We start from the raw sequence: 12,165 nt of genomic DNA on the forward strand, positions 1-12,165 counted from the left end.
TTATCCCGGTCTTCCAGGCAGGTTGCCTACGTGTTACTCACCCGTCCGCCGCTAAGCCATCCCCGAAGGAATGACTCCGCTCGACTTGCATGTATTAGGCACGCCGCCAGCGTTCGTCCTGAGCCAGGATCAAACTCTCCATAAAAGTCGGATTGGTTTGCGTTCAAAGCCAAAGCTTTGAATGCAGCATTCCAACTGAAGGATGTGCTTGTTAGCTCATCGCTGACTTACATTTAATGACCTTTTGACAGGTCGCTCATTGTTCAGTTTTCAAGGAACAAATTCGTGTGTCGTTCGCCCAATGTCTCAGCGGCGACTTGATTAATATATCACATCCGGTCATTCACTTGCAAGCTTTTTTTGAAATCTTTTTCTTGCTTGCTTACAAGCTTCTCACCCATATGGGTTTTCCCGAAGGCGGTAATAAATAATTTATCACATCCTCCGCATACACGTCAAGCACTTCATAAAATAAATAACGCATGCTTGGGAGCATGCGTTATACCTTAATGATACCGGAGTTCCAGCACTTCCATGTCGCCGGCCGTAGGCATGTAGGCCACTTCTCGCACATATCCGCGTTTGACCAGCTTTTGCAGCAGAAGCGACAAATCCATATGCAGCTCTGAGAGCATGGAATGCTGTTGAAGCTCCATTATGCTCCATGGTTCTTCCCTGCTCTCCAAGATCGAAAGCAGCAGCCCGCAAGAGGATTTCATTTTACTCATGACGGAGAACTCACAGGCGAGCAGTACGAGCTGCACCCGCTTCTCCAGCGTTTCCGGCGAAACCGTCAGCTCTTCGTAGAGTTTATAGATGCCTGGATTAAACCGTCGCATTTGACGCCAGATGCCGAGCTCGGGATGTACGCCCTTCTCGATAAAAGCAATATGGGCCCAATGGTTAAGCGCTGCTAGTATGTTGCTATACGCATCGAGCAGGTTATTGTCCTGAAGATCCTGTTTGGCCTGCAGATACGTACGAATGAATCCCCCGAACTCCACCAATTCCTTCTGACTGCGCAGTACCGGTGGAAACGAAAGCAAGCCGTCGCGCAAATTCGCCAAATAATTGTCTCGGTCCAACAGGATATCCCCCCGAGCAAGCCATTGTATGATACTCCGGTTCTCGCCGCCTCGTGTCCATTGTTCCAACGTCGCGGGCGTGACCGTTCTAATCTGAACGCGTTCTCCGTCAAAGCTAATGTGCTCGGTTCCTTTGGCCGGGTTCTCGCGTTCGGTAACGATAATTATAAGCAGGTCCAGACCGTCGATCAGCGGATTATAAGGAAACGGGTTGTCGATGGCCGCCAGGCTGACGAGCCCTTCTTGATGCTCATATGCGGCTTTGAAATGTGATTTTATATGCTCCACGTCAATCCCCCGTATAGCTTTCATGCTTACATTTAGCTATAATTATTTCGCAGTTGTTATTCTCTTGTTCGACAATGTCCGTCCGTTTTCCTGCCTAAAGTCTTAGAAACAACTGGGAACTGCCAGAAAGGATTGAAATTATGTTTGGAAAATCGAGTAAAATCAATGAATTCCGGTTATGGGGACTGCTCTTCACCCTATTCGGAATGGGTCTAATGATATTGGGAACAGCCGGTATCGTCTTCTGGGGACAAGCCGGTAAAGTATTTGCTGCCATCTTTATGGTTATTGGCATGATCGCGATGCTGCTCAGCGTCGGTGTTTACTTCTGGGCAGGCATGCTCTCCACCAGCGCCACGATCCTCGTGTGCCCGGAGTGCAACCGCCATACGAAGCTGCTCGGCAAAACGGACCGATGCATGTACTGCAAAACGAAAATGACGCTCGATCCAAAGCAAGCGACCGATCTCGACGAAACCGAGTCGGTTGAAGAGAACATACAACCGCAGGCTTAGTGTTTGCAGTGGGTAAGCATGTAATTACAATCTATTGATTTTAACGCCAAAACGCCCTGCAGGCGGCATATCCGCCTGCAGGGCGTTTGTTTGTGGTATTAAGGAAGCTTCGTCAGGGATTGATGTATGATGCCCCAAATGTCATCGGATTGGAATTGGCGCTGCCAGGTTGCCGCGCCGGCCAAGTTGTACTTCTTCACTAAGGCGACTCTCGCCTTCATCGATAAGGAATCCTCGATCCATATCCGCTGCAGAGCGCCGTCCGCGGTATACTCCACATACCTTTGTCCGGATTCCGCATCGATTACCTGCTTCAGCCCTCGTTGCGCGATAAGCTTCTGGACGGCTTCCATGCCAAGCGTCTTGGAGGTGACGACGGTCTTGCCTTCTTTATCCTTCTTCTCCGTCCATTGACGCGTATACAGTGGCATGCCGAGTACGAGCTTGCCCGGCGGTACGCCGTCTTCCGTCAGAATTTTCTTGATCGACTGCTCCGTCCATGGCAGCGAAGCAACGGAACCCGAAATCGGGCTTGCCGCCCAATGCTCATCGTATGCCATGACCATCATATAGTCGACGACCTTGCCGAGTGCAGCACGGTCCAAGAACAAGGACCACATCTCGCTGTTCGACTTCGGCGTCACGTCGATCGATACGACGACGCCCATCTCATGCATGTAAGGCGTCAACTCGCGAACAAACTGCACGAGGTTGGCTTTGTCTGCCGTATACACATTTTCAAAATCAAGATTGATGCCTTGAAGCTTGTACATTTGCGCAAGCGCAGCCAACTGCTGAATCATCTTCAATCGGGATTCTGCGCTGGCCAATGCTTTCGTAGTGAGATCGGGGTCGAAGCTGTTGCTGAACACCGCCCACACTTGCATGTTAAGCTTATGCGCCCGGTCGACGTACGCCTTATCCGCTTTGCTCTGGATGCTGCCGTTGCCGTCAACCAACGCGAACCAGGTTGGAGATACAACGTTGACGCCGGTTAAGTTATTGATTACGTCCGGATTCGGCGCTTTCATATAGACGGCTTCCCAAGTCAGATTGATTTTGGATCCGACCGCCTTCCAAGCCGGATAGACCGGTGCATCCTTCAACGGCTTGATCTGTTCCATCTTCGTTAAGGCGACGGAGGACTTGTCCGCGTAACCTACAATCCCGTCCGCGCTTTGAACAACATACCATTTCTCTTGTTCGCCCCAAATCCTGACTTCCTTGGACGCGGCGATGCGTTCGTATATCGGCTCCTTCATCGACGGACCGCGCCGAATCGTCAGCTCCCCCTTCTTCTTGGCTCCGAGCTGAATCGCATCGCCCGCGGAGAGCACCGTAACTATATGGTTGGAGGGATTGTAAGACACCTGGAGACCAAACAATTCTTGCAAAGGCTGCGTTGGGATATAGGCGGTCTTATCGACGACTTCAGCAGCAATCCGAAGCTGGTACGGCGATTTATTGAGCTTTGCCGTGAGCGTATTGGTCTGCATGCGAAGAACTTTGTTGGATGTCGTAAGCACGATCGAGCCTGTTTTGCTTTCGTAATAAACTTCTTCCTTCAACCCGAGCTGATCCTGTATGAACGATATCGGAATCCTCACCTGTTCACCGTCGACTAAAGCGCCTTTCGGTATGACTTGTCCATGATATAGCAACGGATAGTCTTCGCCATAATCCGGTTCAACAATCGTATTGTTCGGCTCAAACCGCTGCCAGCCGAACCAAATCACCGCTAACATAGCGGACAACCCGCATGCGATCACGAGCCATTTCAGCCATCCGCCGCTGCGGCGTCTAGGTCGGTATCGAACCGTTTCCACGTTGTAAATCGCTCCTTTCATATAGACATGCTATTCCCGAAACAGAAAAAACATGCAGCTTAAGCTCTCCTCGCAGCCGTACCGTACGGCTGGTCAGCGACTCGGGCCTCTAAAGTACGGCAAATAAAAAACGCGCATATGGCGAGCTTCCTCAACCCTTGCGCGTTCATTCGATTCATTATCGATCGATCGATTCATTATCGATCGATCGAAGTCGTTATCGTTTAGTTTGCCTTATGCCTCGATGCGCAGCTTGCGCATTGTCCGTAGATTTCCATGCGATGTCCCTCGACTCGAAAACCCGTTTCCTTGGAAGCGGCGATCTCCACTTCCGTCAAAGGAGGATAGTCGAAGTCGACGATCGTGCCGCAAGTTCGGCAAATCGCATGATAATGCTCGGATAAGTCGGCATCGAATCGGCTGGAATCATCGCCGTAGGTGAGTTCCCGGATTAATCCCGCCTCGACAAACAGCCGCAGGTTGTTGTATATGGTCGCCACGCTCATGCTCGGAAACGAAGGCGAGAGCGATTTATAAATTTCATCTGCAGTCGGATGAGTCATGGAGTGCATGAGAAAACTTAAAATAGCGTGACGCTGCGGGGTCATACGAACGCCGGTACTTTTCAATTGCTCCAAAGCTTGTTCCACGGTCGCACCCATGCCCAACACGTCCTTTCTGCAATAGTTTAGAACTATTGTACGTGCATCGTTTTCGATTTGTCAATGAAAGCGGAAATCATTTTATGCCTTGTAACGATTTACCGCGATGCTGCTATTGGCGTCAATGTTGATCCGGTAAGTGCCCATGCCGATGCTGCCACGGATCGTTTTCTTATTCACCGCGATCGGCAAATCGCTTGATATGTCTCCGAACGTCACGGACCCATTCACCGAATAGTCGCCCGCTTCGGGAATCCAAACGTGAATTTCGCCGATGGAACTGTCGATGTCCCAGTCGCCGCCAACGAGGCTGCTCGATACATTGATATCTCCGTTCAGCGTGTCGGCCCTCACGGTTCCTTGCGCTTCTTTAATTCCGATCTGGCCATTCTTCGTATCCGCATCCGTACCCTTGGACACGCGCTGCAAATCGATGTTCCCGCTTAACGTGGATCCGTCGAAGCTGCCGTCAATGTCCGATGCTTTTATATCGCCGTTGTACGTATTGAAGGTTACGTTTCCTTGCATCGCGGATGCCGTTATGCTGCCGTTCTTCGTTTCCGCATCGACGGGTCCTTCAATGTCATGAACCGCAATCTCGCCTGACGTCACTTTAATGGTCAATCCGCCGGACAAATGAAGATTCGCCATATCAACGGAGCCATTCACGGTGCCAATATAGAGCTCGGTCTTCGGTGCTTCTACTTCATTAGACGTATCTTCATCCTCGGAGGTTTCAGTTTTTTTTCCGTTCATGCCCGAATCTGCCGAATCGGATGAATCGGATGAATCGGATGAATCGGATGAATCTAAGTCAGCATTACTTACGTTTGGTGTCGAGTCAGCTCCTATTCCCATATTGGATGAAGGAGGCTGTGCTTCCATGCCGAATGCGGAATTAGCCGGGATGGTGACTATCATATTCATACGCGGCTTGCGTTCCCCGTTAGTACCATATGGATGGCCTTGCGCCTTGATTTCGATTTTTTCTCCGCCGTTCACGTCTACCGTGGACTTCTCGGCCGTTTCGTCGGCTTCCGTTTTGTCGGCTGAATCGACCCACATGACCGTCTCCACAACGACGCTGTCGACCTCGCCTTTCTTGATGGTCACGTCGCCGTTGGTATTGTTGATCGAAATAGCCGTCGTCTCCGGGAGCAGCGGCTGATGTATCGTATCCTTCACGTAGCGAAAACCCTTTTCTTCGCCAAATCCGCTCGTGCCGGTTAAATTGACTTTGAATTCGTCCAGCCACCGGAATGGCATGGCAGCGTATTGCGTCACGGCAAAAGCCGTAATCGCGACGAGCGCTGCCAAGAAAGCGCCGCCGATATCGAAAGACGGACGTTTGGCCGCTTGTCGGTAAACGACGCTGGAGATGACGATCTCGAAGCCTAACAGCACGAACGCCGCAGGCCACCATTGCCCCAGAAGCGCGATATCGTTGAGGCCTTTTATTTGATCCCACAGCAGCAGTCCGCCTACTGCGACGAGCACGGCCGCAGCCGTGAAGCGTCCCATTTTGAACATCGCATTCTTCCTCCTCCCCAGGATGACAAGCGCGAGCGCAATAGGCAGCAGCCCTGGCGCATACGCGGCGAAGTTCTCGATCACCGGCGAGAAATCCAACGATGTCTGCACCAGAACAAGCAGCACGCAGCTCATGGCAATGGCGCCTATTCCTTGCAAAATCCCTATCCATCCCGTGCTATGCCCGCCTTCGCCCGTTTCGGCCAACTGTGCTTCCCGACGAAGTTTCGCGGCCAGCTGGAGCGTGCCGAACACGCTGTAAAACCAAAAACAAGGCACGCCTAGCCCGAGAAAAATAATGACCAGCGCAAATCGTCCGCCGCTTTCATCGGCCAATCGAATGATGGCCGCGATATCGGTCAACGTTCCGAGAAGGAGAAGCAGCCCTGCCGCAGGCCGACCCAACAGCATATGCCCGCCGCCGGGAATGAGAAACGCGATCAAGGGCGCTAAGGATGTTTTGATGCTTGACTGCCCGCGCATAAGCCCCCTCCAGTCGTAAATCAGTCTTTATCGGTATTGTAACATATTCCCTATGCAGCAAAGAGGCATGACCGCCTATCGACGGACATGCCTCTCTCCTCTTCGCTTAGAAAAGCGGTTATTGGTTCAGACGCGCGAGCAGCAGCTTGTTAACCAGCGCCGGATTCGCTTTGCCCTTCGTTTCTTTCATGACTTGGCCGACGAGGAAACCGATGGCTTTCTCTTTGCCGGCTTTGAAATCTTCCACGGACTGCGGATTCGCGCTGACGATCCGATCGACGACTTCGGCAATCGCGCCTTCGTCGCTGATTTGGACCAGTCCCTGCTCCTCGACGATTTGCTGCGGACGCTTGCCGGTCTCCAGCATCTCCTTGAAGACGGTCTTCGCGATCTTGCTGCTGATCGTCCCCTTCTCCATGAGACCGATCATCTCGCCAAGCCCCTGGCCCGTCAGCTTGATGTCCTCCAGCTCCAGACCGCCGGCATTCAGATAGCCGAGCAAATCGCCCATGATCCAGTTGGACACGGATTTGGCATCCTTGGTGTATTGCAGGCTCTCTTCGAAGAAATCGGCCAGCTTCTTGGAAGCCGTGATGACTTCCGCGTCGTAGGAAGGCAGGCCGAACTCGGCCGTATACCGGGCTTTACGGGCATCCGGCAGCTCCGGAATGGACGCGCGAACGCGGGCCTTCCACTCGTCGTCGATGTGAATTTGTACGAGATCCGGATCCGGGAAGTAACGGTAATCATGCGCTTCTTCCTTGCTGCGCATCGTGAACGTCTTGCCTTGCGTCTCATCCCAGCGGCGCGTCTCCTGGACGACCTTGCCGCCGCTGTCGAGAATATCGGCTTGGCGCATCTCTTCGTATTCCAAGCCGCGCTGCACGCCGCGGAAGGAGTTCATGTTCTTGAGCTCCGCGCGGGTACCGAACTGTTCCTGATCGTACGGACGGATACTGATGTTGGCGTCGCAGCGCAGCGAACCCTCTTCCATCTTAACGTCCGACACGTCGCAGTAGAGCATGATGGCTTTTAATTTCTCGAGGTAAGCTTTCGCTTCCTCCGGGGAACGGATGTCCGGCTCCGAAACTATCTCCACGAGCGGCGTTCCGACGCGGTTGAAGTCGACGAGGGAACCGAATCCGCCGTCGATGTGCGTAAGCTTGCCGGCATCCTCTTCCAAATGAAGGCGCGTGATGCCGATGCGCTTCGTCCGGCCGTTCACTTCGATGTCGATCCAGCCGTGTTCGCCGACCGGCTTATCGAATTGGGAAATTTGATAGGCTTTCGGCGAATCCGGATAGAAGTAATTTTTGCGGTCGAATTTGCTGACGTCCGCGATTTGGCAGTTGAGCGCCATTGCGGCTTTCATCGCGAATTCAAGCGCCTGGCGGTTCAAGACCGGCAGCACGCCGGGGTGTCCGAGACAGACCGGACATGTATGGGAGTTCGGCGGCGCGCCGAAGGAGGTCGAGCAGCCGCAGAAGATTTTGCTCTTCGTGTGAAGCTCGACGTGCACCTCCAGACCGACGACCGTTTCGTATTTGTTCGGTTCAAACATGGTTTCGCCCTCCTGCTTCCTAAACGTCCCGCTACAGCCGCGGACGCTGTTTGTGATGCTCGGTATGCTGCTCGTACGCATGCGCGGCGCGAAGCACCGTGCGCTCGTCGAACGCTTTGCCGATGATTTGCAGACCGACCGGCAGTCCGTCCGCGAAGCCGCAAGGCACGCTGATGGCAGGCACGCCCGCCAAGCTGACCGGAATCGTGCAAATATCGTTCAAATACATCGTGAGCGGGTCGCCGACCTGCTCGCCGATCGGGAAAGCCGTCGTCGGCGCCGTCGGCCCGATGATGAGATCGAAGTTTTGGAACACGTTGTCGAAATCCTGCTTGATCAGCGTGCGCACCTTCTGAGCCTTCAAATAATAAGCGTCGTAGTAGCCCGAGCTGAGCGCGTACGTGCCGAGCATGATGCGCCGTTTCACTTCAGGGCCGAAGCCTTGGCTGCGCGATTTGCGGTAGAGATCCAGCAAGTTGTCCGGATTGTCCGCGCGAACGCCGTAACGAACGCCGTCAAAACGGGCAAGGTTAGAGGAAGCTTCCGAGGACGCCAGCAGATAGTACGTCGCCACCGCGTATTCCGTATGCGGCAGGGATACTTCTTCCCAGGTCGCGCCGAGGCTCTCGAATTGTTTGAGGGCGGCCAGAACCGCCTCTTTCACTTTCGGGTCGATGCCTTGTCCCAAATATTCCTTCGGCACGCCAATGCGCAGACCCTTCACGTCGCCGGTAAGCGCGCTGACGTAATCGGGAATCTCCACGTTCGCCGACGTGGAATCATTCGGATCGTAGCCGGCGATCGATTGGAGCACGTACGCCGAGTCCTCGACGTTCTTCGTCAGCGGACCGATCTGGTCGAGCGACGAGGCAAACGCCACGAGGCCAAAGCGCGATACGAGGCCGTAGGTCGGCTTCAGGCCGACGATGCCGCAATACGCTGCAGGTTGGCGGATCGAACCGCCGGTATCGGAGCCGAGCGCGAAGTAAACTTGTCCGGCCGCCACGGAAGCCGCGGAACCGCCGCTCGAGCCGCCCGGCACGTAATCCGTATTCCAAGGGTTGCGCGTCGGATAGAAGCTCGAATTCTCGTTGGAGCCGCCCATGGCAAACTCGTCCATGTTCAGTTTGCCGATCGTGACCGATTGCGCGGCCTTGAGCTTCTTCGTAACCGTCGCGTCGTAGATCGGATCGTAATTGCGCAGGAATTGGCTGGCGCATGTCGTGAGCAGGCCTTCGGTAACGATATTATCCTTGATTCCGGCAGGCAAGCCGAACAGCAGACCCTGTTCGCCGTCCTCGGCCAGCGCCTTGTCCAGATCGGCAGCCGCAGCACGGGCCCCCTCCTCGTTCAAGGTCAAAAACGCTTTGATGGAATCATCCGTCGCGGCGATGCGCGAATAGGAAGCGTCCACCAAATCGGCGACCGACAATTCTTTCTTCTTCAATTGATTATGTACTTCCTGAAGGCGTAAATCGAATAGAGCCAACAGCCGTTCCTCCCTTCATTTCCTTGCGAGCGAATTTATTCCAATACGGCCGGCACTTTGAACTGGCCGTCTTCGTCTTCGGGCGCATTGCGCAGCGCGGTCTCGTTCGAAACGGACTCGCGGATCGCGTCATCCCGCATGACATTGTAGACCGGCAGCACATGGGTTGTCGGTTCAACGTCGTCGGTTTGCAGCTCGTTCAGCTTCTCCGCGTATTTCAAGATCGCGTTCAGCTGACCTTCGAACTGCTCCTTCTCTTGCTCGGAAAGCTCCAGCCGGGCCAGGTTGGCCACGTGCTCAACATCCGTTCTCGTGATGCTCATCGTATCATGTCCCGTCCTTTCCAACCAATTTGCACACATTCTACCCATTATAACGCAAGGATCCAAGCAAACTCAATGCAATTCAGCAGTACGCAGCACTGTGCTTCTCGCGGGAAAGAAAAGAACCTGCCGATTGTTCGACAGGTCCAATGCATGGCATGATTTCTTTTTTTAGTCCGTATAGGCTTAAGGCAAGAACGGTGTTGGAATTTCTCCCCCCTGCCACGGACCTCCTCCTACATTGCCATCGATGTCGATCGAGACCACGTTCGAGCGCTGCACGTCTTCGACAATGACGCCGTATACGCGGGTAGGTCCCGTCACTCCACTAATTGTGACGGACGGGTGCGATTCGTCGATAAAGTGCGGCATCGATTTGCTAATCACGTAATCCGCGCTTGGCGCGATCGCGCCATCGCTGACATCGTTCAAGGTCCAATAATAGAACTGGTAGTCCGCCGAGTCATAGTTAGGCGTCAATTGTCCGTCCGCGTAACTGAATTCTTCGAAAGTCAGTATGCCGTCAGTCCGATAGAACGTATACGGCGCGGATTCGCTGTCGTATTCAGCGTTCGAACCGACCGTATATAGAATGTATGTCGAATCCTTCAACAAGCCTTCCAGTGAAATATCCACTGCGCGATTGGTAACCTGCACTTCGCCGTGCGAGTAGGCATCATTGCTGAAATTCTTGATCTCATCCGTCGTTAAAGGATTTTGTCCTTGCGGCAGCAAAACATAATAGACTTTATTCGCATGCTGGACGTCCAAGGCAAGATGAATGGAGTCGGTCTCCTCACCTGACTCGCGACTCGTACCGGAGGTTAGCGCAATGAGTGACGGAATATCGGGCAAACCCTCCTCGGTCGTAAACGTGTAGCTGGCAACTGCCGAGTTCATGCCTTCCGACCTGGCAATCATGTATATGGTGTACTCCGTGGAGGGGTCAAGATACATGTCGTAATTATCGCCGATTTCGATCTCCATCGTCGGTTCCGTGTAACTCTGGGATCCGGATTGTACGTAGTCCGAAAGGCTAACAGGCGGCACGAGCTCCGCTGCGTCCACGTCCTTGGCGGCACCTGGAACGATGGCATAATATACGGTATCCGATGACTTTGAGAGATTGGTCGTAACGTTGAACGTAACGCCGGTCGCACTCGCAACCGCATGCTCCTTGTCGATCGTCAGCGTCGGCGTGTTCGACGACGGCGGAGGCGTGTTCGTATTCGAATTCGAGCCCGTGTTCACAGGCGGCGCCGGCGGGGCGGGCGGCGCCTCGGTCACTTTAACCGGAACCGGCTTGTCCGCGTCTTTCTTGATTTCGTTGCCGTACAACGACTTCAAGCCCGTCGCTTCGATTACTGGAGTCTTGGTATTGTCCAGCGTAAAGCCGTCGTGCAGCGTGATGATGATCGTCTTCTTGTCGTCGGAAAGCTTGAAGCTGTCCTTCTTCGGATCCAACGCGACGCCGTTGACCGTAATCTTGGACAGGTCGATCGAAGATTCGTCGAGCGCCGTCGTCGACGTCAGCTCCAGTTTGTTGCCGGCCGCGAATTCCGCTCCGGATACCGCGAGCGGTTTTTTTACTTCCAGCGTCTGCGCGCTCTCGTACGATCCCGTGACGAGCAGATCGCGCGTCGCGTTCGATTTGCCGCCGAAGGTTCCGTCCGTGCCTCCGCCCATCAGCTTCAGATCGAGCGCGAGCGCCACATACCCTTTCGCCCAATCTGAAACAGACTGATCGTTGACTGGCGCAGTAGACTTCGCATCTTTATCCATGCCCAGGGTGCGAACAAGGAAGGTCGCCAGTTGTTCCTTGGTCACCTTGCCGGCCGGGTTGTACGTGCCTTCCCCGTAGCCGTCCGTAATTCCCGCTGCCTTCAGGGCTTCGATGTAAGGAAGCGCGTAACCGTTCGCGATATCATCCGCCTTTACGTCCGTGAAGCTGGAGGTTTTCAAATCCTTGTTTACCTCGAGTCCCGTAATCAGAGCGGCGACCTTGGCGAATTGCGCCCGGTTCATTTCGTCCTTTAGTCCGAACGTCGTGTCCGAGACCCCGTCGAAAATGCCGGCGTTGATCATCGCATCGAATTTGGCTTTCGTTGCCGCGTCCAAGTCTTTCAAATCCGTGAAATCCGCAGACGTCTTCGCGCTGGCCTCGGCCGCGAACGAAGCTCCGACGGTCAGCCCAAGCAGCAGCGCGCCCGTCCATTTTAACGTTTTCATGTCCTTACTCCCCCTCGTTTCGATAGTTCCACATAATAAAACCCATTCGGCACGATAGCGCACGCAAGGTAGTCATGCTTTATATCGGATTTTCCCCAGGGAGACTAAAGAACTAATTCAAATAACAATCCATGGAAATACATAGACTTCTGCCGGCAAGCTTCAATGTGAAGA

The 12,165-nt window shown here is 53.8% G+C and carries 9 protein-coding genes and 1 rRNA gene; 1 reads left to right on the forward strand and 9 read right to left on the reverse strand.

What is annotated here, in order from left to right; all coding sequences use genetic code 11:
• Both GT003_RS13010 and GT003_RS13015 read right to left on the reverse strand, forming a co-directional pair.
• Positions 1 to 145, reverse strand: a 16S ribosomal RNA gene (locus GT003_RS13010); the annotation flags it as partial.
• A gap of 361 nt (positions 146 to 506) precedes the next feature.
• Entirely contained in the window at positions 507 to 1,373 is an 867-nt protein-coding gene (locus GT003_RS13015) for a nucleotidyltransferase-like protein (RefSeq protein ID WP_338045911.1), read from the reverse strand.
• Between the two features lie 140 nt (positions 1,374 to 1,513).
• Here GT003_RS13015 and GT003_RS13020 point away from each other — a divergent pair, with 140 nt between their 5' ends.
• Positions 1,514 to 1,888, forward strand: a complete 375-nt coding sequence (locus tag GT003_RS13020; protein ID WP_161698337.1) for a YgzB family protein — start codon at positions 1,514 to 1,516, stop codon at positions 1,886 to 1,888.
• Positions 1,889 to 1,986: 98 nt separating this feature from the next.
• On the opposite strand, the gene GT003_RS13025 is transcribed toward GT003_RS13020, so the two are convergent.
• The 7 genes from GT003_RS13025 to GT003_RS32250 form a co-directional block, all read right to left on the reverse strand.
• A complete protein-coding gene (locus GT003_RS13025) occupies positions 1,987 to 3,714 on the reverse strand; it encodes a glycosyl hydrolase family 18 protein (protein ID WP_161698339.1) in 1,728 nt (575 codons plus the stop codon).
• A 224-nt stretch (positions 3,715 to 3,938) separates the two neighbouring features.
• The gene (locus tag GT003_RS13030; RefSeq protein WP_161698341.1) at positions 3,939 to 4,376 is read right to left on the reverse strand and encodes a Fur family transcriptional regulator; all 438 of its coding nucleotides are present in this window, start codon (positions 4,374 to 4,376) and stop codon (positions 3,939 to 3,941) included.
• Positions 4,377 to 4,457: 81 nt separating this feature from the next.
• Entirely contained in the window at positions 4,458 to 6,389 is a 1,932-nt protein-coding gene (locus GT003_RS13035) for a DUF4097 family beta strand repeat-containing protein (RefSeq protein ID WP_161698343.1), read from the reverse strand.
• 118 nt (positions 6,390 to 6,507) lie between these two features.
• Positions 6,508 to 7,950: an Asp-tRNA(Asn)/Glu-tRNA(Gln) amidotransferase subunit GatB gene (gene gatB / locus GT003_RS13040; RefSeq protein ID WP_161698345.1), complete on the reverse strand. Its 1,443-nt coding sequence runs from the start codon at positions 7,948 to 7,950 to the stop codon at positions 6,508 to 6,510.
• Between the two features lie 31 nt (positions 7,951 to 7,981).
• Positions 7,982 to 9,439: an Asp-tRNA(Asn)/Glu-tRNA(Gln) amidotransferase subunit GatA gene (gene gatA, locus GT003_RS13045; RefSeq protein WP_161698347.1), complete on the reverse strand. Its 1,458-nt coding sequence runs from the start codon at positions 9,437 to 9,439 to the stop codon at positions 7,982 to 7,984.
• 35 nt (positions 9,440 to 9,474) lie between these two features.
• Positions 9,475 to 9,762, reverse strand: a complete 288-nt coding sequence (gatC, locus tag GT003_RS13050) for an Asp-tRNA(Asn)/Glu-tRNA(Gln) amidotransferase subunit GatC (protein WP_161698349.1) — start codon at positions 9,760 to 9,762, stop codon at positions 9,475 to 9,477.
• Positions 9,763 to 9,948: 186 nt separating this feature from the next.
• Positions 9,949 to 11,991, reverse strand: coding sequence for an S-layer homology domain-containing protein (locus GT003_RS32250; RefSeq protein WP_204798897.1), 2,043 nt, complete (start codon positions 11,989 to 11,991; stop codon positions 9,949 to 9,951).
• Positions 11,992 to 12,165: the final 174 nt, after the last annotated feature.

Origin of the sequence: Paenibacillus sacheonensis (assembly GCF_009909195.1) — a bacterium.
GTDB lineage: Bacteria > Bacillota > Bacilli > Paenibacillales > Paenibacillaceae > Paenibacillus_Z > Paenibacillus_Z sacheonensis.